This is a genomic window from Plantactinospora sp. B24E8 (assembly GCF_039871735.1).
GTDB lineage: Bacteria > Actinomycetota > Actinomycetes > Mycobacteriales > Micromonosporaceae > Plantactinospora.
In genome coordinates this window covers 1-26,084 of sequence record NZ_JBDPMH010000003.1, presented here as the reverse complement: position 1 = coordinate 26,084, position 26,084 = coordinate 1, and the positions used below count along the sequence as shown (strand labels likewise).

Here is a 26,084-nt window from a genome sequence, read left to right as displayed (position 1 = left end):
TCCGCCGGTGGTGGCCCGGCCGGGTCCGGCCGCCGTCGTCACCCCGGCAGGTCAACGTGCCGTGCCGTCGTCACTCCGGCAGGTCAACGTGCCGGCTGCGGGTCGGCGTCGTCACCGGCGCCGTCGTCACCGGTCCCGTCCCGCCCCGGGCCGAGGTGGCCGGAATCCCGACCGGACCCGGTCCGGACCCGGCCGTCGGGATCGACCGGACGGAACTCGTCGTCGACCAGCCCGAGCCGGTGCGCGACCACCGCCGCCTGCACCCGGTTGCGCAGCCCCAGCTTCTCCATCGCCGCCGAGACGTGCGTCTTGACCGTGGTCACGCCCAGGTGCATCCGGGCGGCGATCTCGGCGTTGGAGAGGCCAGCGCCGACCAGGGCCAGCACCTCACGCTCCCGTACGCTGAGCAGCCGGCGCGCCGACGGCCGGGCGTTGTCGGCCTCCCGCTCGGTCTCCTGGTGGTGTGCCCGCAACGCCCGGCTGACGATCCGGGACAGCACCGCCGAGGCCAGCAGCGGTTCGCCCCGGGCGGCCCGGCCGACCGCGTCGACCAGGTCCTCCGGAGCACCGTCCTTGACCAGGTAGCCGATCGCGCCGGCACCGAGCGCCCCGTAGATGTTGGCGTCGTCGGCGAAGGTGGTGAGGACCAGCACCCGGGTGGCGGGATGCTGGTCGAGGATCCGCCGGGTCGCCTCGATGCCGTCCATCCGGGGCATCCGCAGGTCCATCAGCACCACGTCCGGGCGAAGCCGTTCGGCGAGCCGGACCGCCTCCCGGCCGTCGCCGGCCTCGCCGACGATGTCGAAGCCGCTGGCGGTCCGCAGCAACAGGGTGACCCCGGCCCGGACCAGGGCCTGGTCGTCCACCACGAGGACCCGGATCATCGCCCCGCCCGGCCGCTCTGGTCGGTCCGGATCGGCCGGCACGTCGTCTTCTCCCGGATCGGCAGGTGGGCGGAGAGGCGCCAGCCACCGGCGCTGGTGGGGCCGGCCCGCAGGGTGCCGCCGAGCAGGCGTACGCGTTCCCGCATGCCGGCCAGCCCGTGCCCGGAGGGCGGGAGCAGGTTCGGTCGGGGATGCTCCGGACCGGTGTCGAGGACCTCGACCAGCAGGCCGGTGTCGTCGGGCCGGACGTCGACCGAGGCACTCGCCCCCGGCCCGGCGTGCTTCAGCGTGTTCGTCAGCCCCTCCTGGACGACCCGGGCGGCGGTGGTCCGTACCACCAGCGGGGCGTCGCCGATGTCGCTGGCCAGACTCATGCTGACCGCCACCCCGGCCGCCCGTACCCGCTGTTCGACGTCGGTGATCAACTGCTCCGGCTCGATCGGCGGGCCACCCGCGGTGACCGCGTCCGGATCCCGCAGCACCTCGAGCAACGCCCGCAGTTCGTCCAGCACCTGTCCGGCGGTGATCCGCAGTTCACCGAGCGCCTGCACCGCGTCGTCGACCCGACCGGTACGCCGGGCCGCGTACTGGGCCGCGCCCGCCTGCAGCGCGATGGCGCCGACGTGGTGCGCGACGATGTCGTGCAGGTCCCGGGCGATCGCCGCCCGCTCGGCCAACCGGGCCGCCCGGGTCTGGACCTCCTGCCGTGCCTCGGCCTCGCGGGCCCGTTCCTCGGCCGCCTGGGCGGCCCGGCGCAGCCCGCCCAGGTAGCGGGCCAGGGCGACCGGGGCGACGGCGATCCCGGCGAAGCCGGCGAGCTGGACGAAGCCCTGCTGTCCGGGGAGCAGTCCCTCGCTGCCCGGTCCGATCAGGTGCACCAGCGAGGCCCCGTACGCCAGACCGAGCGCCACCGTGGCCGTCGGCCAGTTGGCGGTGTACGCGATCAACCCCAGTGCGATCAGTGAACCGCACTGCGCGACGTCGCCGCTCAACGGCTCGGTCCAGTTGGCGGTCGCGAGCAGCAGGCACTCCACCACCAGCACCGGCCACGGCCAGCGGCGGACCGCCAGCAGGGCCAGCCCGGCGGTCAGCGAGACGACCAGGGCGAGCGGTTCACTCTGCACCACCGGCCAGCCGATCTTGACCAGGCCCAGGCTGCCGCCGAGAAGTCCCATCAGCACGTCTGGCCACCATCTTCGCGGTTCCCGCACCCGGCAACGATACGGAGGCGCGGGCGGAGCAGCTACTCCTGCCACCGGCCGTGCCGCCTCCTCCGAGTGGCCGGTATACCGGCCGTCCGTACGACCTCGGAGATGACCCGGTTCGCCTAGCTTCGGACCGTGCCCACCGAGATGATCTCGTTTCTGACACAGTTCGCGCGCAACCCGCTGGCGGTCGGCGCGGTCGCGCCGAGCAGTCTGCCGCTCGCCGAGCGGATCACCGCCACCATTCCGCGTACCGGTCAGCCGCTGGTCGTCGAACTCGGACCGGGCACCGGGTCGTTCACCAGGATGATCCAGCAGCGGCTCGCCGGTCAGGGTCGGCACCTCGCGCTCGAGATCAATCCGATGTTCGCGGACCTGCTGGCACGCCGGCATCCGGAGGTCGACGTGCTGGAGGCCGACGCCGGGTCGGTCGCCCGGCTGCTCGCCGAGCGGAACCTGCCCCGGGCCGAGGTGATCGTCAGCGGTCTGCCCTGGGCCGTCTTCACCGCCGAGCGGCAGCGGGAGATCCTGGTCGCGGTCGTCTCGGCGCTCGCCGACGACGGCGTCTTCACCACCTTCGCCTACCAGCACGCCCGGTGGGCGCCACCGGCCCGGCGACTGCACCGGATGCTGCGGGAACTCTTCGAGGAGGTGGTGGTCGGGGGCACGGTGTGGGCGAACCTGCCGCCGGCGGTGGTCTACCACTGTCGCCGCCCGATCCGGCAGCACACCGGGGTCTCCTGACCGTTCCGGTCGGCAGCGCGCTGGCGATCTCCTGACCGTTCCGGTCGGTGACGCCCCGGCGGGTCGGCTCAGTCCCGGAGCACCAAATGAGAAACCGCCCCCGGAGGGGCGGACTCGAGCCAGGAGAGGAATCCGGTGACCGTGGACGTCGCCATCGCGATCTCCACGGGCGCCTGGTGGCTGGTACAGCGGAGGATGACCCAGTCGGCGGGCATGATCAGCCGTTCCTGACCCTCGGGCAGCCGCCGGCGCTCGACGGCGAGGCCACGCCGGGAGAGCACCCGCTTCGGCCCGGCGAGGCTGAACATCCGGTACCAACGGAGCTCGGTCTCAGAGAGCCGGGCGAACCCCGGCGACCAGCCCCGGCCGTCCAGGAGGGTGGAGACCCGGACGCTGAGCCGAATGATTCCGCCGGACCTGGTGACCCAGGCCCGGCGGATGAAGAGTGCCGCGATCGCGACGAGCAGGACGAGGACGCCGACTCCGATCCATCGCAAGACCAGCATCGACGCCCCGGATCAGCGCGCTACGGACTCGGTGACGCGGCTGGCGCTCTCGGCCAGTACCGTGACCCCGGAACCGGTCACCGACAGGAATCCGCCGGTCACGTCGTAGCGGAGCTCCTCACCACCGGCCAGCTTGATCCGCACCTGTCCGGGCTCCGCGAGCTGACCCAGCAGCGGAGCGTGCCCCGGCAGCACCCCGAGCTCGCCCTCGGTCGTCCGGGCCACCACCATCTCGGCGTCGCCGGTCCAGATCTTCTCCTCGACGGCTACGAGCTCGACCTGTAGCTGTGCCACGCTGTCTCCTTGCTGCGGCGGCGGGATGGGCAAATTCTAGTCCGGCTCCCAGCATCGCTCCCAGCCGGGTGCCCGGCCCGGAGCGGATCGTCCGCTCCGGGCCGGGCCGGCTCACTTGACCTTGTTCAGCAGTTCCGGATGGGACATCACGAAGGTGTCGATCGTCCCCTCCTTCAGAGCGGCGAAGAACTCCCCGGCGATCGGCTTGAACGCCTCACCCCGGTAGCTGGTTCCCTCGAAGACACCGCCACCCGGCAGTTTGATCATCTGGATCGAGTCGGAGCGCAGGTTGCGCAGGGCCCAGCCGAAGTCCAGCAGCTTGTGGCCCCGACCGCTGAAGATCAGCGACTTCCCGGCCGCCTGCACCACCTTGTCGAGCTTGAGCGGGTTGGTCACCACGTCCTTGCTCAGCGCCTGGTCCGCCATGGCCCGGACGAACTGCTGCTGGTGCCGCTGCCGTCCGTAGTCGCCGTCGGTGACCCCGTTCTCCGGGTAGCGCTGCCGGACGTAGTCCAGCGCCTGCCAGCCCTCCAGGTGGTGGGTGCCCTTCTTGTACGACGCCTGCGGGCCGAGGTAACCGCCGCCGCCCGGCTTCAGCGTGCGCTGCTTGCCGTTCGGCTGCTTGTGCTCGGACTTGACGTTCTGGTCGACGTACATCGTGACACCACCCATCGCGTCGACGATCTTCTGGAAGCCGCCGAAGTTGATGATCGCGCCCGCGTCGAACCGCTTGATCCCGGTGACCTTGCTGACCGTCAGCGAGAGCAGTTCGAAGCCCTGGGCGGCGTCGGGAAGGTTCTTCTTCGGGTTGTGGCTGCCGTACGACATCGCGGCGTTCAACTTGGTCGTGTCACCGCTGAAGTTCGCCTTCTGGAACGGAGGGATCTGCACCACCAGGTCCCGGGGCAACGAGAAGAGGTACGCCGAGTCGAGCGACGCGTTCACGTGCAGGACCATGACCGAGTCGGCCAGCGGCGGTACGTCCGGTCGCCGGGGGTCGATACCGACCAGCAGGATGTTCAGCGGACCCTTGATGTCCACCTTCTTGACCTCGGTGACCCCGGCCGCCTCGTCCCCGAAGAGGTCCTCCTGCTGGACCGCGCCCTCGAACCGGGCGAGCACCGCCTCGAACCCGACCAGACTGCCCCCGCTGAGCACGACGAGCACGATCCCGAAGATCAGGCAGACCCGGGCCCACCTGGGCACCGTGGACTTCTTCCGCCGACCCTCCCGGATCGTCCGCGCGCTGCTCGACCAGCCCTTGCCACCGCCACCGCCGCCGTCCGGTCGGCTTCCGTCCGACCGACGGGTACGTCTGTCGGACCGGCCAGCGCCCTTGCCGCCTTCGCTCACCCGCATCTCTCCGTTCGTCCCACGCCTCTGCCGGCGCGCCTCACCCGTACAGCCCGGTCGGGCGCGGGTCTGCGCGCCCCGTCCTTCACGATCCGTTCCGCCGCCGGCGGCTTGTCCACGGGCACGCGCGCCGCGCGTGCCCACCACGGTGGGTACGCGTCCGGACTCCGACCGCGTCTGGCGACGCTCGGATCCCGCCGACCCGACGGTGGGACGGCGCCGGGCGGCGGTGGCACCACCGCTCGGCGTCGACCCGTCAGGTCAGGTCACTTGACCTTGTTCAACAGCTTGGGATTCGACATCACGAAGGTGTCGATGGTCCCGTCCCGCAGGGCGGCGAAGAAGTCGTCGGCGATCGGGTCGAACCGCTCGCCCCTGTAGTCGCCGCCCTCGACCACACCGCCACCCGGCAGTTTGATCATCTGAATGGTGTCGGAGCGCAGGTTGCGCAGGGCCCAGCCGAAGTCCAACAGTCGGTGGCCCCGACCGCTGAAGATCAGCGACTTCCCGGCCGCCTGCACCACCTTGTCGAGCTTGAGCGGATTGGTCACCACGTCCTTGCTCAGCGCCTGGTCCGCCATGGCCCGGACGAACTGCTGCTGGTGCCGCTGCCGGTCGTAGTCGCCGTTGGGCAGGCCGTACCGCTGCCGGACGTAGTCCAGCGCCTCCCAGCCCTCCAGGTGGCGGGTGCCCTTCTTGTACTCCTTCTGCGGACCGAGGTAACCGCCGCCGCCCGGCTTCAGCGTGCGCTGCTTGCCGTTCGGCTGCTTGTGCTCGGACTTGACGTTCTGGTCGATGTACATGGTGACACCGCCCATCGCGTCGACGATCTTCTGGAAGCCGCCGAAGTTGATGATCGCGCCCGCGTCGAACCGCTTGATCCCGGTGACCTTGCTGACCGTCTGGGAGAGCAGTTCGAAGCCCTGCGCCGCGCTCGGCAACTCGCCCGGCACCTTGCTGCCGTGCGCCATCGCGCCGTTCAGCTTCTCCAGGCCACCGGGGTAGTTGGCCTTGTCGAACCGCGGGATCTGGACCAGCAGGTCCCGGGGCAGCGAGAAGAGGTACGCCGAGTCGAGCGTCGCGTTGGCGTGCAGGATCATGATCGAGTCGGCCAGCGGCGGAGTCTCCGGGTTCCGGGGATCGATGCCGACCAGCAGGATGTTCAGCGGGCCTTTGATGTCCGCCACCTTCGGCGCCCCAGCACCGGCCTCGTCGCCGAAGAGGTCGGCTTCGGTCACCGCACCCTCGAAGCGGGCGAGCGCCATCTGGAAACCACCCAGCGACACGCCGCTGAGGACCACGAGCACCGCGCCGAAGATCGTACAGAGCCGGGCCCAGCGGGGCGCCCGGGACTTCTTCTCCTTCGCCGGCCCGCCCTGCCCCGCCCGCCCCTTGCCGGTGCGAACCCTGCCTTCGCGGACCGGGCCCGCCTCGACACCACCGGGTCGCGCGGCGTCCGAACGGCCACCGGGCTGCCTCAGCACCGGGTACTCCCGGTTCGGGCGGCCGGCTCTCCCGCCCGGTCGGCCTCCGCCCTTGCCGCCTTCACTCACCAGCTTCTCCGTTCGTAGCGCCCCGTAGAGAAGGACGAGCCCACCGGGCAGAGACGTTGCAGAGATTAACGCCGGATTTGCTTGACCGCCAACGGCGGTCCGCGTTAATAACGCGTTACGAAAGGGTCGGAAACGGGTCAAGGACGAAGAAAGGTCTGGGACGACCTGACCACGACCAGCAGAAACGACAAAGGACCGCGTCGGACGAAACCGACGCGGTCCTGTCGTGTGAGCTGGCCCTCGAACTAGTCCTTCATCAGCTCGCGGGCGTTGCGCTCCAGGTCGTCCAGGCCACCGCACATGAAGAACGCCTGCTCGGGGAAGTGGTCGTACTCACCCTCGGCGATCTTCTTGAACGCCTCGACGGTGTCCTTGACCGGCACGTACGAGCCCTTGATGCCGGTGAAGACCTCGGCCGCGTACGTGTTCTGGGAGAGGAACCGCTCGATCCGACGGGCCCGGCCGACGGTGAGCTTGTCCTCCTCCGACAGCTCCTCGATACCGAGGATGGCGATGATGTCCTGCAGGTCCTTGTAGCGCTGCAGGATCCGCTTCACCTCGGAGGCGACCGCGAAGTGCTCGGCGCCGACGAACTCCGGGGCGAGGATCCGCGACGAGGACGCCAGCGGGTCCACCGCCGGGTAGATGCCCTTGTCGGAGATCGACCGCTCCAGGTTGGTGGTGGCGTCGAGGTGGGCGAAGGTGGTGGCCGGCGCCGGGTCGGTGTAGTCGTCCGCCGGCACGTAGATCGCCTGCATCGAGGTGATCGCCTGGCCCCGGACCGAGGTGATCCGCTCCTGCAGCTCGCCCATCTCGTCCGCCAGGGTCGGCTGGTAGCCCACCGCGCTCGGCATCCGGCCGAGCAGGGTGGAGACCTCCGAACCGGCCTGGGTGAACCGGAAGATGTTGTCGATGAAGAGCAGCACTTCCTGCTTGTTCACGTCCCGGAAGTACTCCGCCATGGTCAGCGCGGAGAGCGCCACCCGCAGCCGGGTGCCCGGCGGCTCGTCCATCTGGCCGTAGACCAGCGCGGTCTTGTCGATGACGCCGGACTCGGTCATCTCGTGGATGAGGTCGTTGCCCTCACGGGTCCGCTCACCCACACCGGCGAAGACCGAGGTACCACCGAAGTTGTTCGCCACCCGGGTGATCATCTCCTGGATGAGCACCGTCTTGCCGACGCCGGCACCGCCGAACAGGCCGATCTTGCCACCCTTGACGTACGGGGCGAGCAGGTCGATGACCTTGATGCCGGTCTCCAGCATCTCGGTCTTCGGCTCCAGGTCCGCGAAGGCGGGCGCCTTGCGGTGGATCACCCAGCGGTCGGAGGCCTCGAACTTCTCGCCCTCCTTGAGGTTCAGCACCTCGCCGATGGCGTTGAAGACGTGACCCTTGACCGCGTCACCGACCGGCACGGTGATCGGCGAACCGGTGTCGCGTACCTCGGTGCCCCGGACCACACCGTCGGTCGGCTGCATCGAGATCGCCCGGATCATGTTGTCGCCCAGGTGCTGGGCGACCTCCAGGGTGAGGGTCTTGCGCCCGCCGGAGAGTTCCACGTCCAGCTGGAGGGCGTTGAAGATCTCGGGCATGCCATCGCGCGGGAACTCGGCGTCGATGACCGGGCCGATGACCCGGACCACCCGGCCCGTCGCGGTCTTAACTGGAGCAGTCATCACACTTCACTTCCCGACGCGGCCAGCGCGTTGGCGCCGCCGACGATCTCGCTGATCTCCTGGGTGATGCCGGCCTGGCGGGCCGAGTTCATCTCGCGCGTGTACTTCTCGATCATCTCTTCGGCGTTGTCGGTCGCGCTCTTCATCGCCCGACGACGCGAGGCGGACTCGCTCGCCGCCGACTCGATCAACGCCGCGTAGATCCGCGTGTTGATGTACTTCGGCAGCAGCGCGTCGAGCAGCGCCTCCGCCTCCGGCTCGAACTCGTACGCCGGCAGCGGGGTGTTCGCCTCGCTGCGCGGCCGGGTCTCGACCTCCATCGGACCGATGATCCGGGTCACCGGGGTCTGGGACATCAGCGACTTGAACTGCGTGTAGACGATGTGCAGCTCGTCGACGCCGAGCACCCCGTCGATGCCCGGGCCGCCGCCGTCGACGTCGTCCGCGCCGGAGACGAACGCCTTGACCAGCGTGTCACCGACCTGCTTGGCGTCCTCGAAGGTCGGCTGCTCGGAGAAGCCGGTCCAGCTCGCCTCGACCTTGCGCTGCCGGAACCGGTAGTAACCGACCCCCTTGCGGCCGATCACGTACAGCACCGGCTCCTTGCCGTCGGCCCGCAGCCGCGCGATCAGCGACTCGGCCGCCTTGACCGCGTTGGAGGTGTATCCACCGGCCAGACCACGGTCGCTGGTGACCACGACCACCCCCGCCCGGCGCACCTTCGGCCGGGCGGTCAACAGCGGGTGGTCGATGCTCGCGTTGGAGGCCAGCGCCGTGAGCACGCCGGTGATGGCCTGGGCGTACGGCAGCGAGGCCTCGACCCGGGACTGGGCCTTGGCGAGCCGACTCGTCGCGACGAGCTCCATCGCCTTGGTGATCTTCTTCATCGACTTCGCCGAGCGGATCCGTTGACGAAGAACGCGAACCTGGGCAGCCACGGGTCAGCCCTACTTCTCGTCCGACGCGGGCTCGCCGTCCCGGTACCGGGTGACGGTCTCGCGGTCCTGCTCGCCCTCCAGCGGCTGGGCCGGCGCCTCGTTGATCCGCACGCCGTCCTCCTTGCCGAGGAACATCTGCTTGAACCGGGTGACGGCCTCGTTCAGGGAGTTGATGATGTCGTCGTCCCAGTTGTTGTCCGCGATCGACTGCATCGTCGGCTTGTACTGGTGACGGAGGAACTCCAGGAACTCGGACTCGAAGCGCCGGACCTCACCGATCGCGATGTCGTCCAGCTTGCCCTCGGTGCCGATCCAGACCGAGACCACCTGCTCCTCCACCGGGAAGGGCGAGTAGTTGGTCTGCTTCAGCAGCTCGACCAGCCGGGCACCCCGGCTGAGCTGGTCCTGCGAGGCCTTGTCCAGGTCCGAGGCGAGGGCGGCGAACGCCTCCAGCTCGCGGTACTGGGCGAGGTCCAGGCGGAGCCGGCCGGCGACCTTCTTCATCGGCTTGACCTGCGCGGCACCACCGACCCGGGAGACCGAGGTACCCACGTTGATCGCCGGCCGGACACCCTGGTTGAACAGGTCCGTCTCCAGGAAGATCTGGCCGTCGGTGATCGAGATGACGTTGGTCGGGATGAACGCCGAGATGTCGTTGCCCTTGGTCTCGATGATCGGCAGACCGGTCATCGAGCCGCCGCCCATCTCGTCGGAGAGCTTCGCGCAGCGCTCCAGCAGCCGGGAGTGCAGGTAGAAGACGTCACCCGGGTACGCCTCACGGCCCGGCGGGCGACGCAGCAGCAGCGACACGGCCCGGTACGCCTCGGCCTGCTTGGTCAGGTCGTCGAAGACGATCAGGACGTGCTTGCCGCCGTACATCCAGTGCTGGCCGATCGACGAGCCGGCGTACGGGGCGATGTACTTGAAGCCGGCCGGGTCGGAGGCGGGCGACGCGACGATGGTGGTGTACTCCATCGCGCCGTGCTCCTCGAGCAGGCCCTTCACCGAGGCGATGGTCGAGCCCTTCTGCCCGATCGCCACGTAGATGCAGCGGACCTGCTTCGCCGGGTCGCCGGAGAGCCAGTTGTCACGCTGGTTGAGGATGGTGTCCAGGGCGACCGTGGTCTTGCCGGTACGCCGGTCACCGATGATCAGCTGCCGCTGGCCCCGGCCGATCGCGGTCATCGCGTCGATGGCCTTGAGACCGGTCTGCAGCGCCTCGCTGACGGACTGCCGGGCCATCACGTTCGGGGCCTGCAGCTCCAGCTCGCGGTAGCCCTCGTTGGCGATGTCGCCGAGGCCGTCGATCGGCTCGCCGAGCGGGTTGACCACCCGGCCGAGGAACGCGTCGCCGACCGGCACCGAGAGCACCCGGCCGGTGCGCTTGACGCGCTGCCCCTCCTCGATCCCGCCGTAGTCACCGAGGACCACGACGCCGATGTCCCGGACGTCGAGGTTCAGCGCGACACCGAGGGTGCCGTCCTCGAACTCGAGCAGCTCGTTGGTCATGGTCGAGGGCAGGCCCTCGACGTGGGCGATGCCGTCACCGGCGTCGGCGACGGTGCCGACCTCCTCACGGGAGACGTCGGGCGAATAGGAGGAGACGTAGCGCTCCAGCGCGCCGCGGATCTCCTCCGACGAGATGGTCAGCTCGGCCATCCTCTTCTTCCTCTATTCAGGGCCCGGTTAACCGGAACGGCGTGGATGTCTGCTCAGCGCTCTGCGTACGCGTCGAGGGAACTCAACGCTTCGCGAGCGCGTTTCGGGTGTCGGTGAGGCGGCGCAGGATCGTGCCGTCGTAGAGGTCCGAACCGATCCGGACGCTCAGGCCGCCGAGCACCGAGGGGTCCACCGTCTGCTTGACGGAGACCTCTCGACCGTATAGCTCGGTGAGCTTGGCGCCCAGCCGGCGTTCCTCGTCGTCGGAGAGCGGGGCCGCGACCGTGACGTACGCGACCTGGCGGTCCCGCCGGTCCGCGGCCAACTCGACGAGCCGGGTCAGCGCCCCGGTGAAGGAGCGCCCACCGAACCCGGCGAGCGCCACCTCGACCAGCTTGACCGTGACCGCCGAGGCCTTGCCGGCCAGCAGCGACCCGGTCAGCTCGGCCCGCTGCGCCACCGGCGCGATCGGGTCGGAGAGCACGTTGCTCAGCTCCGGGTTGGCGGCGACCAGCTGACCGAAGCGGAACAACTCGTCCTCCACCTCGCCCAGCTCCCCGGCGCGGTCGGCGCTGGCCAGCAGCGCCTCCACACCGAGCCGCTCGGTCCCCGCCAACAGCTCCGACGGGGCCGACCAGCGGCCGCCGACCAGCGTGCCGAGCAGTTCGCGGGCGTCGGCGCCGATCTTGTCGCCGACCAGGTTGCCCAGCAGGCCGACCCGGTCCTCACCGGCCCGGGCCGGGTCGGAGAGGGCCCGGCGCAGCCGCGGCTCCCGCCGCAGCAGGCCGGCGACCAGACCGATCTGGTCACCGGTGCTGGCGACCTCGTCGGCCGCGGCCGCCCCGGCGTACGCGTCGAGACGCTGCCGCGCGGCGGCGTACGACTCCCGGCTTGCGGCCTGCATCAGCTCGTCCTCACGGCGGAGCCGTTGGCGCCGTTACCGGCCCCGACGCCCTCCAGGTCGGCGAGGAACCGCTCGACGGTGCCCTTGCGGCGGGCCTCGTCGGCCAGCGACTCACCGACGATCCGGCCGGCCAGGTCGACCGCGATGGTGCCCACCTCGGTACGCAGCTCGCGCACGATGGTGGCCCGCTCGGCGGCGAGCTGGTCCTTGCCGGCCTGGATGATCCGCTCGGACTCCTCGCGGGCCTTGGCCAGCACGTCCGAACGGATGCCCTCGGCGTCGGCCCGCGCGTCGTCGCGGATCTTCGCCGCGTCGGTGCGCGCCTCGGCGAGCTGCGCGCGGTACTGCTCCAGCAGCTGGTTGGCCTCGGCCTGCGCGGCCTCGGCACGCTTGATGCCGCCCTCGATCGCGTCGACCCGGGCCTGGAACGTCTGCTCCATGCGCGGGAAGACGAACTTAATCAGTACGAAGCAGAGCAGCGCAAAGGCGACCGAGCCGACCACGATCTCCTGCCAGAGCGGCACGATCGGGTTGTGGCCACCCTCGGCGGCGAGACTGAACATCCGGAACCTCCCGTTCGAGGGGTACGGCTAGTTGCCGAAGGCGTAGCCGAAGGCGATGCCCAGCAGGGCGAGCAGCTCGATGACGGCGAAGCCGATCCAGACGTACGGCAGGGTCAGGCGGGACGACTCCGGCTGGCGGGCGGTCGACTGGATGTAGGCGCTGAAGACCAGGCCGACACCGATACCCGGGCCGATGGCCGCGAGGCCGTAGCCGATGGAGCTGAGGCTGCCGGTGATTTCGACGGCGGCGAGGGTCGACGACAACATTGGTTGGTTCCTCCTGAGATCACGCGTGACGGTTCACGCGGGACGACAACGGTGTGCGGTTGTGGGCTCAGTGTTCGTCAGCGAGCGCGCCCTGCACGTAGCTCGCGCTCAGCACGGTGAAGATGTACGCCTGCAGGACGATGACCAGGGCCTCCAGGAAGGTGATCGCGATCGACACCGCCCAGGACAGCACCGAGATCGGCTTCAGGAAGAAGGCGTCGGCGTTCAGCAGCACGAACCCGCCGAGCGTGAAGACCAGCAGGATGATGTGTCCGGCGAACAGGTTGGCGAACAACCGCAGCGCCAGCGAGACCGGCCGGGCGATGAAGGTCGAGATGATCTCGATCGGGATCAGCAGCGGCTGCATGAACCACGGTGCCGGCGGCATCAGCGAATGCTTCATGAACTTCGCGAAACCGTGGTGTCGGATGCCGACCCAGATGAACATCACGTAGCTGATGATCGCCAGAATCGCCGGAAAGGCGATGTGTGTGTTCGGCGAGATCTGCACGCCCGGGATGATCTGCCAGAGGTTGTTCATGAGGATGAACACGAACAGCGTGGTGAAGTACGGCGCGAACGCGACTCCACGGTGCCCGATCATGTCCACCGCGATGTTGTTCCGGACGAAGCCGTAGATCGACTCGGCGATCCACTGCTTCCTCGTCGGCACCAGCTGCGGCTTCCGGTAGCTCAGCAGGAAGAAGATGATCAGGATGCCGACGGACACCCAGACCAGTGCGGTGAACTTGGTGAACCAGTACGAGTTGTGCTCGCCCCACGGCACGATGGCCGGCAGGAAGAAGTCCTCCACGCTGGGTGGAAACGGAATGTCGCCCTCTGCCGCGAGGACGATCGACTGTCCGATCACCGCGTCCCTTCCCTAGCTAGGGGTGCCAAGTCGGCGGATGACCAGGTAGACGCCCCCGGCCCCGCCGAGCAGGAACCCGATCCCGGTGGCCAGACCACCGGTGTCGAGCCACTGGTCGACCAACCAACCGATGAAACCCCACACCGCCAGACCTCCGATGAGGTATCCGAGCGCGGTGTAGCCAGCGCCGGACTCGGGCGGAGGGCCTGAGCCGCCTGCGGGCTGGGGGGTTTGGTCACCGGTCATGACGGCCGAACGATATCAGCCGGGGATACCAGGCTGAGCCTCACCCCCCGCACAACCCTGGTTGTGTGGGCAGCTGGGTGGGCGCGTCGTCTCCCCGGCACGCTACTCCGGTTCGGCCCACTCAGGAATGACCGATCACTGACAGTTTGCTGTGGCGTCCCACGAAGCGGACCGACGCCGAACCGGACGGCGCCACGCGAGGCGTCCGGAAGCCGCCTCAGCCGTCGGTCGCGCGCCGCAGCCGGGCCTGGTGGATCCGGGTGACCCACCAGATGTTCGCCCCGGTCCAGACCACCACACCGACCATGACCCCGACGCCGAACGGCCGAAGACCAGCCCAGCCGCTGCCGGCCACCCCGGCCATCACCACACCGAGCACGGTGAACTTCACGATGTACATGCCCAGCCCGGACGGGAGCACCAGTCTCGGGTCCACCGAGTCGGCCCAGGCGATCACCAGGGTGGAGAGGAGATAACTGACCGTGACCACGCCGACGCCGGTGGCCGCCCCGAGCGCGCCGACGCCACCGGCGGCCAGCCCACCGACCACGGCGGCCAGGACCAGCAGCGCCAGCGAGGCACCGAGCACCGTCGGCAGGTGCGCCAGCCGCCAGTGCCGGTCTCCCCAACCGGTGCCGGCAGTCGGCGCCCCGGCCGGATCGTCCGGCGTGTCGCCGCCGCGCGGCGTGTCGACACCGGTCGCCACGCCGGTGGCCGACACGCCCGTGTCCGCCACGCCGCCGTTCGCCACGCCGCCGTTCGCCACGCCGCCGTTCGCCACGCCGCCGTCCGCCACGCCGCCGCCCACCACGCCGGTGGTCGCCCCGGCCACCCGCCCCGCCGGCTCAGCCACGGGGGTACGCCGGAAACGCCGTCACCAGCTCGGTGACCTCGGTGGCGACCCGGGCGAGGGTGTCGGTGCCCCCGGGTCCGGCCGGGTCGGTCCGTACCGCCCGGGAGATCAGGTCGGCGATCCGCCGCATCTCCGGCTCCTTCATGCCCTGGGTGGTGACGCTCGGCGTACCGACCCGGATCCCGGAGGCGACCATCGGCTTCTCCGGGTCGTACGGGATCGCGTTCTTGTTCAGCGTGATGCCGGCGGCATCACACCGGGCCTCGGCGTCCCGACCGGTCACCCCGAGCGTCCGCAGGTCGATCAGGGCCAGATGGGTGTCGGTGCCGCCGGAGACCGGCCGCATCCCCGCCTCGGCGAGGGCGCCGGCCAGCGCCTTCGCGTTCTGGACCACCTGGGCAGCGTACGCCTGGAACTCGGGGGACGCCGCCTCGCGCAGGGCGACCGCCTTGGCGGCGACGGCGTGCATCAGCGGGCCGCCCTGGGTGAACGGGAAGACGGCCTTGTCGATCCGCTCGGCGAGCGAGTCGCGACACAGGATCATTCCGCCGCGCGGCCCGCGCAGCACCTTGTGGGTGGTGGCGCAGACCACGTCGGCGTACGGCACCGGGGACGGGATCGCCCCGCCGGCGACCAGTCCGATGAAGTGGGCCGCGTCCACCATCAGGTACGCGTCGACCTCGTCGGCGATCTCCCGGAACCGGGCGAAGTCGATCAGGCGGGGGTAGGCGGTCGCCCCACAGATGATCATCTTGGGTCGGTGTGCCAGGGCGAGGTCCCGCACCTCGTCGTAGTCGATCACCTCGCTGTCCCGGCGTACCCGGTAGCCGACCGTGTCGAACCACTTCCCGGAGAAGTTGACCCGGCTGCCGTGGGTCAGGTGGCCGCCGTGCGGCAGGTCCATCGCCAGCACCGTGTCGCCGGGCTGGACCAGTGCCGCGTACGCGGCCAGGTTGGCGCTCGCCCCGGAGTGCGGCTGCAGGTTCGCGTGCTCGGCCCCGAACAGCGCCTTCGCCCGGTCGATGCCGATCTGCTCGGCCCGGTCCACCTGGGCACACCCGCCGTAGTACCGCCGCCCCGGATAGCCCTCGGCGTACTTGTTGGTCAGGGTCGAGCCGAGCGCGGCCAGTACCGCCGGCGAGGTCAGGTTCTCGCTGGCGATCAACTGCAACCCGCCCCGGAGCCGGTCCAGCTCGCCGAGCACCACCGCCGCGATCTCCGGATCGGTCTCGGTCAGCTCACCGAAGTCCGGCCCCCAGAAGAGCGTCACCTCGCCACTCCACACCCACAGCCACTCATCCCCCGAGTGTAGGGAAGGGCCGCCGGCGGGGTCGGGCTCAGAGCGGTGGCGGGGCCGGGGCGGTCGGGGGCGGCGTACTCGAAGGCGGCACCGTCGACCGGGGTACGCCGGGGCGTGGTACCACGACGGTCGGGCGCGGGACCACCGGTCGCGGCACGGTCGCGGTCGGCACCGGCACCGGCACCGGCGGTACGGGAGGCACAGCCGGCGGAGGTGCCGTCGGCGGCAGCGCCGGTCCCGGCTCCGGCACCGGCACGACCGGCACCGCCCCCGGCGGCGGAGCCCCGGGGCCCGACGAAGGCACGCCCGGACCGCCGGTACCCGGTGGCGGGGTCAGGTCGTCGGCGCTGCTGCCGAGGGCGATCTCCCGTTCCGGCGCGGTGAAGGCACGGCGGGGCTGGTCACGCAGGGCGAACGCCATGGTGTGCGCCACCGCGGCGATCACCCGCCGCTGCACCGCCTGCCCGACCGCGTCACTCGGGTCGTCCGGGTTGGCGGCGATCGCCGCCGCGGCGAGTTGCGGGGTGTACGCCACGAACGTCTCGGTCGCGTACCCCTCGGCGCTGCCGGTCTTGCCGGCCACCGGCTGGTCGCCGAGGATCCGGGTCACCTCCGGCGCGCTGCCGCCGTTGCACTGCCCGTACGCGGAGGGGTTGCCGACCGGGCAGCGGGCCGCGTCGGTGGCCGCCCGGGCGATTTCCGGGCTGAGCATCTTTCCGCAGGTCGGGGTGGCGGACGGCAGGGGTCGGCCGGTCGGGTCGACGATCGCGGTCACGGGCAGCGGTTTGCAGTACGTCCCGTCGGCGGCCAGCGTCGCGTACGCGTTGGCCAGGTCGAGCGGGGTGGTGGCGGAGACCCCGAGGGTGAACGCCCCCCACTGGTCCGTCCCGTACGTCGCCAGCCGGGCGTCGCTGGAGGCGCGGAAGACGATGCCGAGCCGTTCCGCCATCCGGACCGCCTGGTCGACGCCGATCCGGCGGGCGAGCGCCACGAAGTAGGTGTTCACCGAGCGGCCGAAGGCGGTCCACATGGTGTGGTAGCCGTCCATCCAGGCGGGGTTGGAGTTGGTGGGGCACCAGTAGCCGCCGCAGCTGTCCGGGCTGTCCACCGGATAGTCGGTGACCAGCCGGCTCGGGGCGACGTAGCCGGCCCGCAGCGGGATACCGGCCTCCAGGGCGGCGAGCAGGGTGAAGATCTTGAAGGTGGAGCCCGCCTGGTAGCCGGCGATGTCACCACCACCGGCGATCAACTGGTTCACCGTGTTCGGATAGTTGCCCTGCCCGGGCGGGTTCGGGTCGAGCCGGTAGTTCCGGTTCACCGCGAAGGCCAGGATCCTGCCGGTGCCGGGCTGCACCACCGCCATCGGCGCGGCCCGCCGGTCGTTCCGGTCGTACACCTGGAGGGTCTGGGCCATCGCGGCGGCCTGCACCGTCAGGTCGAGGGTGGCGGTGATCCGGTAGCCGCCCCGGCGCAGGTTCTGCCGCCGCTCGTCGACGGTGTCGCCGAACGCCGGATTGTCGTTCCACCACTGCCGGAAGTAGTCGCAGAAGAAGCCCCAGTCGGAGTGGGCGTCCGGGATCCCGGCGCAGTCGTTCGGCTCCGCCCCGGGCCGCAGCCCGAGCGGCGCGGCCTGGGTACGGATCGCGGTCTCGGCGGTGATCACCCCGGTCTCGGCGAGCTGACCCAGTACGTAGCCGCGCCGGCTGAGGGCGGCGTCGGTGTCGCCGCCGATCGGGGTGTCCGTCTCCGGTGACCGGACCAGCCCGGCGAGCAGCGCCGCCTCGGGCAGGGTCAGCCGGCTGGCCGGCTTGGAGAAGTAGCGCTGGCTGGCCGCCGCGATCCCGTACGCCCCGGCGCCGAAGTAGGCGATGTTCAGGTAGCGGCTCAGGATCTCGTCCTTGCTCAGTCGCCGTTCCAGCGCGAGCGCGTACCGCATCTCCTGGATCTTGCGGCCGGCGTTCGGGGCGACCGCCTCGGCCCGCTGCTCCGGGGTGAGGTTCGGGTCGGTCTTGAGCACGTTGCGGACGTACTGCATGGTCAGCGTGGAGGCGCCCTGGCGTACCTCACCGCCCCGGTTGGCGACCACGGCGCGGAGCACGCCGCGCAGGTCGACGCCGCCGTGCTCGTGGAACCGGATGTCCTCGGCCGCGACGATCGCCTGCCGCATCACCGGGGCGACCTGGTCGAGCGGGATGTTCGTCCGGTTCTCGTCGTAGAACGAGGTGATCAGGGTCTTGCCGTCGCTGGCGTAGAGGTAGGAGCGCTGGGCGGTCGGCGGCACCCGCAGGTCCTGCGGCAGGTCCTCGTAGCGGGTGCTGACGGACCTCAGCCCCAGCGCGCCCAGCACGTACACCGGCAGCAGCGCGGCGGCCAGGATGGTGCCGGCCAGCAGCCCGGCCAGCGTCAGGGTCCAGAGCTGGTTGAGCCGCAGCCGCAGCATGGGCGCTCCTCGGGCGGAAACAGGCAGGCGTACGACGCGGCCCGGCGGCCGGTCCCTCGACCAGCGTGCCGCCCGATTCCCGACGCCGCACGCGTTTCGCGCGAATCCGGGACGAATTCACGATCAGGGGTGATTCCACCCTCGCCCTCGCTCCGGACTACGCGCCCCGGGCTTGGTGACGCAAGGCTGGCCACTGGAACCGTTGGTACCGGGAGAACATCCCAATGGCGGAGCAACGTTTCGAGCAGCACCTGATCGAACGCAAAAACAAGGAGGGGCCATGAGCGGCCGGCGGTGGAGTGATGTGAAGGCCGAGGCAATGGCGCAGCAGCCGTGGCTGGCTAGTGCCGAGGCGCAGGGTCAGCGGGCTGCGATTCGCGCCGAGAATCTCGGCCGTATCCGGGGGCATGAGTTGGCCGAGATGCGCAAGTCGGCCGGACTCACCCAGACCGAGGTGGCGGCGGCCCTCGGGGTCAGCCAGGCCCGAATCTCCCAGATCGAACACGGCCAGGTAGGCGCTGAAGGAGACGTTGGATCTGCTATCCACGGCCGGGGCGACCGAGCAGATTCGTCAAGCTGAGTCCGATCTCGCTGCGGGCGAGGGTATCGGTGCCGATGAGGTGCTCCAGCTCCTGGTCGCCCGGGCGGAGCGAGAGGCATGTAGCTGACCAGGCGTACCGCCCCGGGTTGATCGGCTTACGACCCGGTTGCCACCCCCGACTCGATGCCGGCACACCACGGTCTCACGCCGCTGGCCGCGATGGCGCACTCCTCGCGCCCCATTCGTCCCAGGTAGCCGGTACCTGCATCCGGGTCATCGCCGGCCGAGGCGTCCGCAAGTGTGATCAGCGGCCCTGGAAGCTCACCGGGCACCGCGTTCAGCGGATGGCGGAAATCTCCTCGACGAAACGGTAGGGGTAGTCCGGTGTCTCCGGCGCGCTGACCTCGTCGAGCTGCGCGACGATCGTCTGGTCCAGGCGCAGCCCCGCAGCCGGCAGCGAGGCGGCGAGCTGGCCGGCGGTCCGCGCACCGACCAGGGCCGCCGTGACCCCGGGACGTTGGAGGACCCAGGCCAGAGCCAGTTGTGCCGGCGGAACCCCGGCCTCGCCGGCGAGGCGCACCAGGGTCTCCACGATCCGCCAGGTGCGCTCGGTGCCCCGGCGCCCGAGGGCCTCCAGACCGCGGTTCGGGTCGTCTCCGAGCCGACTGCCGGCCGGCGGCCGCTCGTCGCGGCGGTACTTGCCGGTCAGCCAGCCGGCCCCCAAGGGCCCCCAGACCATCGTGCCCATGTCGAGCGCCTCGGCGGCCGGCATGATCTCCCATTCCGGCTCCCGGACCAGCAGGCTGTACTGGGGTTGCAGCGAAACGGGCGGCCTGGTGCCATATTGCCGGCACAGGGCGTGGGCGAGGCTGGTCTGCCAGCCGGGGAAGTTGCTCAACCCGACGTGGGCCACCTTGCCGGCGGCCTGCGCCTCCTCGGCGAACGTCGCAAACTCGTCGAGCGGGACCCGCGGATCCGGGCCATGCGCCTGGTAGATGTCCACGCGCTCGACGCCCAGCCGGGACAGGCTGGCGTCGAGCGCACGGTGGAGATAGTCCCGGCTGAGGCCGGCACCGGGCTGGCCGGTGATCGGAAACCGGGCCTTGGTGGCAATGACCATTTGGTCACGAACCCCGGCGTTCTTGTTCAGCCAGCGCCCGATGATCCGCTCGCTCTCCCCGTCGGAGTAGACGTCAGCCGTGTCGATCAGCGTGCCACCGGCCGCCACGTAGGCGTCGAGGATCTCGTGCGAAAGTTGCTCGTCGGACTCCTGGCCGAACGTCATCGTTCCCAACGCGAAGCAGGAGACCCGAGGGCCGGCGGTACCGAAGGTGCGCTGTTCCATAATCAGTTCACTCCGCGATGGCTCGACAACGGTTGGTTCGTTCGGCTCCGACGCCGTACAGGTGGCGCACCATCAGGTCCTACTCATCCGGCTCCCAGGCGATGAGCAGGTCGAAGATGCGCCGGTCGCCGTCGAGTTCCAGGGCGTCCAGCGGGAGGCGGCCGTAGAACGCCGCCAGGACCAGTTGACTGGCCGTACCCCGGGCGGAGGCGTAGGCCACCTCCGGCTGGTCGACGGCGGGCGTCGTGTCGGACACGGGCAGCCGGGCTGTCCGGGCGCCGTCGGCCGAGACCCAGTTGCGCCAGGAGCGGCCCTCGGTGGCGTGGTAGTCGACGACAGCCGGCTCGTGCGGCCAGGCGGCCGTCGTCGCGAAGCAGGTGGAGAGGAATTCCTCGACTCCGTCGAGCGCCACCTCGTCCGGCAGTGGCTGCGGGGCGCCCACGGTGAGCTGGGCGTCGTACGTGTGCACCGCGATCTCCTGGAGCTGGTGTCGGGCGACGGCGCCACAGGTCTGCGGCGACTGCGAGGCACCCCACCACGTCCAGCAGCCGCGATCCGGGCCGGCCTCGCGCAGTGCGTCCAGTAGCTGCCGCGTCGAGGCGGCCAGCCAGTCCAGCAGGGCCGCCCGCTCCCGAGGCGCTTCCGGGCCCTCGAACGCCGCCTTGGCCGAGGCGTCCGGCCCGGCGGCAACGGTGGCGGCCCAGGCCCGGCGCCCCTCGCCCAGGTGCCGCGCCAGCTCGAACAGCGTCCACTCCGGGCAGGTCGGCACCTGCACGTCGAGGCTGGGCGCGGCGGCGACCGCGGCACGGAAGGCGGTCGACCGTTCGTCGATCAGCCGCAGCAGGGTGGGGAACTCCAAGGCGTTGTGCACGCTGCTGTCTACCACCACGCAACGGCAGTTGGACAGCGGGTTTCACCGGTCGGCACGCAGGCCGTCGAGCACGACGTCGAGATAGCGGCGGGTGAGCGCCGCCCGCTCGGCCGGGGTCGCGTGGACCGAGGCGGCGAATACCACCCCGCACATCAGGCGTACCACGTCCGCGTGCTCGACGCCGGGACGGATCAGGCCCGCCGCGCGTACCCGGCCGAGCAGCTCGGCGGTCAGGGCGTTCAGGCGACCCACGACCTCGGCCGTCTCCGGCAGCTCGTGTGTGGCAGCGGCGAAGACCGGCTGCACGGCGGCGTCGGCCAGCTGCGCGTCGATGCCGGCGGTCAGGAAATTGGCGAACGCGCCCCACGCGTCGTCGTCGGCCAGGACCCTTTCCGCGTACGCGACCAGCTCTTCCAGGCTCGGGCGGGCCAGCGTCTCGAGCAGCGCCTCCGGGGTCGGGAAGTGGCGGTAGACCGTGGCGACGCCGATCTCCGCCTCGCGGGCGACGTCGTTGAGCCGCAACGGCCGCTGCTCGACCAGGAAGGCGCGGCCGGTGTCGACGATGTGCTGCCAGTTGCGGGCAGCGTCCCTGCGGGTCACGGTGACCAGGATAACCGGATAGCTCATCCGCTTGCGTTTACCCTCGAAGTGGATAGGTTATCCGGGAGGGGTTGTCATGGAGATCGAAGCGGCGGGCCGGACCCGCACCTACACCCTTGTCGAGCCGGAGGACGGCCACGACCGCCTGCTGCTCGTCTTCCACGGCTCCCGGCAGAACGCGGCCAAGCACCGCACCTTCACCGGTGGCGCGTTCGACACGATCCCCGGCACGGCCGTCGCCTACCTCGACGGCTACCGGGGCAACTGGAACGACGCACGTACGGCCAGCCGCTTCCCGGCCCGCCTCGCCGGCGTCGACGACGTGGCGTTCGCCGAAGCGGTGGTCAAGCAGCACGCGGACGGGCGGGAGGTCTACGCGGCCGGCTACTCCAACGGCGGTGGCATGGTGATCCGGCTGCTGCACGAACACCCCGACCTGATCGCCGGCGCGACGGTCATCGCGGCCCAACAACCGGCGCCCGCCAACTTCCTCGTGCCCGGTCTGCCCGTCGTACCGAAGCCGGTCCTCCTGCTGCACGGCACGGCCGACCGGATCGTGCCGTACGAGGGCGGCGAGATGTCGGCCTGGGCCCGCTTCGCCTTCCGGGTCGGCGGGGAGATGCTGTCCACGCCCGACACCGCCGCCTATTTCGCGCAACGCAACGGCATCACGGCGCCGCCCGTGACGGTCGAGCTGTCCGAGGAGATCAGCCGCACCGACTACCGCCAGGACGGGCACGCCCCGGTCCGGCTCTACACCGTGCGCGGCGGTGGCCACACCATCCCGGGACCGCACCCGGCGCCCCGGCTGGTCGGCCGCACCAGCCACGACCTGCACACCACCGCCGCGATGGCCGAGTTCCTCTGGATCAGCACAGGTTGACGCCTGAATCGCCGTCGGCGGGCGCCGCCCCGTTGCACCGCCCGCCGGGCCGCCACCGTGCCGGCACCCCGGCACCGTGAATCACTCTCCTCGAACCACGGCTGTTCCGTGGGAGGCCGAGGTCAGACGACGAACCGTCGGCGTCGGATCAGCCGGTGGCTGAGCACGAGGAGCGCCACACCGAGACCGATCATGGCCAGGGCGATGACGACGTAGGTGGAGATCCGGCTGCCGGTGACCGGCAGTACCGGGCCGACCGTGATGGTTGCCGAGGCGGCGGAACCAGGGCCGCTCTCGACCGAGGTGACCGCGACCGTCGTGTTGACCTTCGTGCCGGCGGTGGTGCCGGTGACGTTGACCGACACCGTGCAACTCCCGCCAGCCGGCAGCGTGGCGGTGAACAGGCTGATGCTGCCGCTACCGGGCTCGGCGACGACGGTTCCAGAGGCGCAGTTGGTCTGCGCGGCGTTCGGCGTGGCGACCACCAGTCCCGAGGGAAGGTTGTCGACGAAGCTGACGCCCGTCAGGGCCGTACCCGGGTTGGGATTGGTGAGGGTGAACGTCAGTGACGTCGTCCCGTTGCGGGGGATGACCGGGCTTCCGAAGGCCTTGGCGAACCCCGGTGCTTCGGCGGCCTGGACCGTGACGCTCGCCAGGGCGGGAGTGCCCGGGCCACTCTCGTTCGAGTCGACCGGGCCACTCGAATTCACCTTCGTACCGCTGGTGGTTCCGGTGACGTTGACCGAGAAGGTGCAGCTCCCGTCGGCCGGCAGGGTGGCGCCGGTCAGGCTGATCGTGCCACCACCGGCGGTGGCGGTGATCGTGCCACCACCACACGAACCGGTCAGCCCGTTCGGCGTGGCCACCACCAGACCGTCCGGCAGCGTGTCGGTGAAGCCGACGCCGGTCAACGCCGTGACCGTGTTCGGGTTGCTCAGGGTGAAACTCAGCGCCGTCGTCCCGTCGGACGGGATGGTCGTGTCCGCGAAGGCCTTGACGATCGTCGGTGCGATGACCGCCCTGACCGTGATGCTCGCCGCGGCGCGGGCGCCGGGGCCGCTCTCGTTCGAGTCGACCGGCCCACTCGTGTTCACCTTCGTACCACTGGTCGTGCCTGTGACATTGACCGAGAAGGTACAACTGCCACCCGCCGGCAGAGTGGCCCCGGCCAGGCTGATCGTGCCACCACCAGCCGTCGCGGTGATCGTGCCACCACCACACGAACCGGTCAGCCCATTCGGCGTCGCCACCACCAGACCCGCCGGCAGCGCGTCACTGAAGTTCACCCCGGTCATCGCCGTACCCGGGTTGGGGTTGGTCAGGGTGAAACTCAACGCCGTCGTCCCGTCGGACGGGACGGTGGCGTCCTCGAAGGACTTGCTGATCGTCGGCGGCGCGACCACCGGGGCGGCGACCGCGACGCTCGCCGCGGCGGGGGCTCCCGGGCCACTCTCGTTCGAGTCGACCGGGCCACTCGAATTCACCTTCGTACCACTGGTCGTGCTGGTGACATTGACCGAGAAGGTACAACTGCCACCCGCCGGCAGAGTGGCCCCGGCCAGGCTGATCGTGCCACCACCGGCCGTCGCGGTGATCGTGCCACCACCACACGAACCGGTCAGCCCATTCGGCGTCGCCACCACCAGACCCGCCGGCAGCGCGTCACTGAAGTTCACCCCGGTCAACGCCGTACCCGGGTTGGGATTTGTGAGCGTGAAGTCGAGCGTGGTCGTCCCGCCGAGCGGAATGACGGCGTCGTCGAACGCCTTGGCGATCGTCGGCGGCGCGACCACTTCGGCGCCGACCGCGACGCTCGCCGAGGCGGGGGCTCCCGGGCCACTCTCGTTCGAGTCGACCGGGCCACTCGAATTCACCTTCGTACCACTGGTCGTGCTGGTGACGTTAACCGAGAAGGTGCAACTGCCACCCGCCGGCAGGGTCGCGCCGGCCAGGCTGATCGTGCCACCACCAGCCGTCGCGGTGATCGTGCCACCACCACACGAACCGGTCAGCCCATTCGGCGTGGCCACCACCAGACCCGCCGGCAGCGTGTCACTGAAGTTCACCCCGGTCAACGCCGTACCCGGGTTGGGGTTGGTCAGGGTGAAACTCAACGCCGTCGTCCCGCCGAGCGGAATGACGGCGTCGTCGAACGCCTTGGCGATCGTCGGCGGCGCGACGACCGGCGCGGCAACGGTGACGCTCGCCGAGGCGGCGGCACCCGGGCCGCTCTCGTTCGAGTCGACCGGGCCACTCGAATTCACCTTCGTACCACTGGTCGTGCTGGTGACGTTCACCGAGAAAGTGCAACTACCACCCGCCGGCAGGCTCGCCCCGGCCAGGCTGATCGTGCCACCACCAGCCGTCGCGGTGATCGTGCCACCACCACACGAACCAGTCACGCCGCTGGGACTGGCGACCACCAGCCCGGCGGGCAGCGCGTCACTGAAGTTGACCCCGGTCAGCCCCGTACCGCCGTTGGGGTTGGTGAGCGTGAAAGTCAACGCCGTCGTCCCGCCGAGCGGAATGATGGCGTCGTCGAACGCCTTGGCGATCGTCGGCGGCGCGATGGACGGGGCGCAGAACGGCCGGGTGATCGTGTTGTTGATCAGCGTGACGGAGCCGTTCCGGGCCAACACCCGTCCGGCCACGGTGGCCCCTTCGCCCAGCGTCGCCGACTGCAGCGCCAGGATGCTTCCGACGAAGACCGTCCTGGTGTTCAGGGTCGCCGAGCTGGTCACCTGCCAGAACACATTGCACGCCTGGGCGCCCCGGGTCAGGACGACCCGGCTGTCGGTCGCGGTGATCAGGTCGGATCCCGCCTGGAAGATGAAGACCGAGTTGGGATCGTTCTGGCCGTCCAGCGTGAGCGTGCCGGTCAGCGCCATGGTGGCCGGCGACTCGTACACCCCCGCGACCAGGGTCTGGCCACCGAGGTCCGCACTCACGGTCGCGGTCGCGGGCTGCGCGGCAGCGAAGTTGTACGCCGTGGTCAGCGCGTCCTGGGCCTGCATCGCCTCGGTGTCACCGACGTGGATCTCACCGTTCACCACGGGGGCGCCGGTGAGCGATGTGCCCGGCCAGACGCCCAGGTCCCCGTTGATGACCGAGGGACCGACCGGAGGCGGGACGTCGGTGACCGCCTGGCCCGCCAACACCCCGTAGGTCTCGGCCACTCCCAACGGCACCGGAGGCTGGGCCCACGCCGCCGGCATCCCCACGAGCCCAACGAGGATCGTCGTAGCGCCGATGACTCCTGCCATCGACGTCGCAGACCAACGGCGTGTACGACGCACGCGAGCCACACGGTTCACCGTCACGGATTCCCCCACCAATCACGATCCTGGCCCCTCGGCCGGATCACCTCCTAACAGGGCGTAACGATGTCAATTGCCTTAAGTCACCCTTAGGGAGATAATGTCCCCGACGTATCCGCCAGGATGTGAACAGCTGTCGGGGCCCCGGAACGTGTCAAGGATTTGAGGCCAGCGGGAGTTATGCGGCCTGAGGTTCCGCCTCTGGTTTGTTGATCCAAACGTGTTCGGGTAGATCGAGGATCTTCGGTAGGAGCCGGTTGGTGCCGAAGCG

At 70.2% G+C, this 26,084-nt stretch carries 24 protein-coding genes; 3 read left to right on the top strand and 21 right to left on the bottom strand.

Annotation, left to right across the window (positions count from 1 at the left end; genetic code table 11):
- Positions 1-83 precede the first annotated feature (83 nt).
- Complete coding sequence (locus ABGB21_RS06310; protein WP_347676731.1) at positions 84-884, bottom strand: response regulator transcription factor; 801 nt, start codon at positions 882-884, stop codon at positions 84-86.
- Positions 881-2,059, bottom strand: coding sequence for a histidine kinase (locus ABGB21_RS06305; protein WP_347651339.1), 1,179 nt, complete (start codon positions 2,057-2,059; stop codon positions 881-883). Before ABGB21_RS06305 ends, ABGB21_RS06310 begins: the two co-directional genes overlap by 4 nt.
- A 165-nt stretch (positions 2,060-2,224) precedes the next feature.
- Here ABGB21_RS06305 and ABGB21_RS06300 point away from each other — a divergent pair, with 165 nt between their 5' ends.
- A complete protein-coding gene (locus ABGB21_RS06300) occupies positions 2,225-2,833 on the top strand; it encodes an SAM-dependent methyltransferase (RefSeq protein ID WP_347651069.1) in 609 nt (202 codons plus the stop codon).
- 68 nt (positions 2,834-2,901) lie between these two features.
- On the opposite strand, the gene ABGB21_RS06295 is transcribed toward ABGB21_RS06300, so the two are convergent.
- The 15 genes from ABGB21_RS06295 to ABGB21_RS06225 all read right to left on the bottom strand — a co-directional run bounded on the left by ABGB21_RS06295 (position 2,902) and on the right by ABGB21_RS06225 (position 18,256).
- On the bottom strand, positions 2,902-3,339 hold the full coding sequence (locus tag ABGB21_RS06295) for a DUF2550 domain-containing protein (RefSeq protein WP_347651070.1): 438 nt from the start codon (positions 3,337-3,339) through the stop codon (positions 2,902-2,904).
- Between the two features lie 12 nt (positions 3,340-3,351).
- Complete coding sequence (locus tag ABGB21_RS06290; RefSeq protein ID WP_347651071.1) at positions 3,352-3,633, bottom strand: F0F1 ATP synthase subunit epsilon; 282 nt, start codon at positions 3,631-3,633, stop codon at positions 3,352-3,354.
- Positions 3,634-3,744: 111 nt separating this feature from the next.
- The gene (locus tag ABGB21_RS06285) at positions 3,745-4,992 is read right to left on the bottom strand and encodes an LCP family protein (protein WP_347651072.1); all 1,248 of its coding nucleotides are present in this window, start codon (positions 4,990-4,992) and stop codon (positions 3,745-3,747) included.
- Positions 4,993-5,252: 260 nt separating this feature from the next.
- A complete protein-coding gene (locus ABGB21_RS06280) occupies positions 5,253-6,470 on the bottom strand; it encodes an LCP family protein (RefSeq protein ID WP_347651073.1) in 1,218 nt (405 codons plus the stop codon).
- A gap of 314 nt (positions 6,471-6,784) precedes the next feature.
- Positions 6,785-8,215 carry a F0F1 ATP synthase subunit beta gene (gene atpD / locus ABGB21_RS06275; RefSeq protein WP_347651074.1) on the bottom strand — a complete coding sequence of 477 codons (1,431 nt, stop codon included), beginning with the start codon at positions 8,213-8,215 and terminating at the stop codon, positions 6,785-6,787.
- A complete protein-coding gene (locus tag ABGB21_RS06270) occupies positions 8,215-9,153 on the bottom strand; it encodes a F0F1 ATP synthase subunit gamma (RefSeq protein ID WP_347651075.1) in 939 nt (312 codons plus the stop codon). Before ABGB21_RS06270 ends, atpD begins: the two co-directional genes overlap by 1 nt.
- Positions 9,154-9,162: 9 nt before the next feature.
- The gene (gene atpA, locus ABGB21_RS06265; RefSeq protein ID WP_347651076.1) at positions 9,163-10,812 is read right to left on the bottom strand and encodes a F0F1 ATP synthase subunit alpha; all 1,650 of its coding nucleotides are present in this window, start codon (positions 10,810-10,812) and stop codon (positions 9,163-9,165) included.
- A gap of 82 nt (positions 10,813-10,894) precedes the next feature.
- A complete protein-coding gene (locus ABGB21_RS06260) occupies positions 10,895-11,716 on the bottom strand; it encodes a F0F1 ATP synthase subunit delta (RefSeq protein ID WP_347651077.1) in 822 nt (273 codons plus the stop codon).
- On the bottom strand, positions 11,716-12,279 hold the full coding sequence (locus ABGB21_RS06255; protein WP_347651078.1) for a F0F1 ATP synthase subunit B: 564 nt from the start codon (positions 12,277-12,279) through the stop codon (positions 11,716-11,718). Before ABGB21_RS06255 ends, ABGB21_RS06260 begins: the two co-directional genes overlap by 1 nt.
- Before the next feature lie 27 nt (positions 12,280-12,306).
- Positions 12,307-12,546 (bottom strand): F0F1 ATP synthase subunit C, encoded by a 240-nt coding sequence (locus ABGB21_RS06250; protein ID WP_347651079.1) that lies wholly within the window; start codon positions 12,544-12,546, stop codon positions 12,307-12,309.
- Between the two features lie 67 nt (positions 12,547-12,613).
- A complete protein-coding gene (atpB, locus tag ABGB21_RS06245) occupies positions 12,614-13,417 on the bottom strand; it encodes a F0F1 ATP synthase subunit A (protein WP_347651080.1) in 804 nt (267 codons plus the stop codon).
- A gap of 12 nt (positions 13,418-13,429) precedes the next feature.
- Positions 13,430-13,663, bottom strand: a complete 234-nt coding sequence (locus ABGB21_RS06240; RefSeq protein ID WP_331212841.1) for an AtpZ/AtpI family protein — start codon at positions 13,661-13,663, stop codon at positions 13,430-13,432.
- Between the two features lie 217 nt (positions 13,664-13,880).
- A complete protein-coding gene (locus tag ABGB21_RS06235; protein WP_347677159.1) occupies positions 13,881-14,270 on the bottom strand; it encodes a hypothetical protein in 390 nt (129 codons plus the stop codon).
- A gap of 238 nt (positions 14,271-14,508) precedes the next feature.
- Positions 14,509-15,786 carry a serine hydroxymethyltransferase gene (glyA, locus tag ABGB21_RS06230; RefSeq protein ID WP_347651082.1) on the bottom strand — a complete coding sequence of 426 codons (1,278 nt, stop codon included), beginning with the start codon at positions 15,784-15,786 and terminating at the stop codon, positions 14,509-14,511.
- A gap of 67 nt (positions 15,787-15,853) precedes the next feature.
- Positions 15,854-18,256 carry a transglycosylase domain-containing protein gene (locus ABGB21_RS06225; RefSeq protein ID WP_347651083.1) on the bottom strand — a complete coding sequence of 801 codons (2,403 nt, stop codon included), beginning with the start codon at positions 18,254-18,256 and terminating at the stop codon, positions 15,854-15,856.
- Positions 18,257-18,536: 280 nt separating this feature from the next.
- Here ABGB21_RS06225 and ABGB21_RS06220 point away from each other — a divergent pair, with 280 nt between their 5' ends.
- Positions 18,537-18,836, top strand: coding sequence for a helix-turn-helix transcriptional regulator (locus ABGB21_RS06220; protein WP_347651084.1), 300 nt, complete (start codon positions 18,537-18,539; stop codon positions 18,834-18,836).
- A gap of 298 nt (positions 18,837-19,134) precedes the next feature.
- Here ABGB21_RS06220 and ABGB21_RS06215 read toward each other — a convergent pair whose 3' ends face one another.
- The 3 genes from ABGB21_RS06215 to ABGB21_RS06205 all read right to left on the bottom strand — a co-directional run bounded on the left by ABGB21_RS06215 (position 19,135) and on the right by ABGB21_RS06205 (position 21,613).
- Entirely contained in the window at positions 19,135-20,082 is a 948-nt protein-coding gene (locus ABGB21_RS06215) for an aldo/keto reductase (RefSeq protein ID WP_347651340.1), read from the bottom strand.
- A 139-nt stretch (positions 20,083-20,221) separates the two neighbouring features.
- Positions 20,222-21,028 carry a maleylpyruvate isomerase family mycothiol-dependent enzyme gene (locus tag ABGB21_RS06210; protein WP_347651085.1) on the bottom strand — a complete coding sequence of 269 codons (807 nt, stop codon included), beginning with the start codon at positions 21,026-21,028 and terminating at the stop codon, positions 20,222-20,224.
- Positions 21,029-21,055: 27 nt separating this feature from the next.
- Entirely contained in the window at positions 21,056-21,613 is a 558-nt protein-coding gene (locus ABGB21_RS06205) for a TetR family transcriptional regulator (RefSeq protein WP_347651086.1), read from the bottom strand.
- Positions 21,614-21,689: 76 nt separating this feature from the next.
- Between ABGB21_RS06205 and ABGB21_RS06200 the strand changes: the two genes are divergently transcribed.
- The gene (locus ABGB21_RS06200) at positions 21,690-22,496 is read left to right on the top strand and encodes a hypothetical protein (RefSeq protein ID WP_347651087.1); all 807 of its coding nucleotides are present in this window, start codon (positions 21,690-21,692) and stop codon (positions 22,494-22,496) included.
- Positions 22,497-22,618: 122 nt separating this feature from the next.
- Here ABGB21_RS06200 and ABGB21_RS06195 read toward each other — a convergent pair whose 3' ends face one another.
- Entirely contained in the window at positions 22,619-25,684 is a 3,066-nt protein-coding gene (locus ABGB21_RS06195; protein ID WP_347651088.1) for an ice-binding family protein, read from the bottom strand.
- Positions 25,685-26,084: the final 400 nt, after the last annotated feature.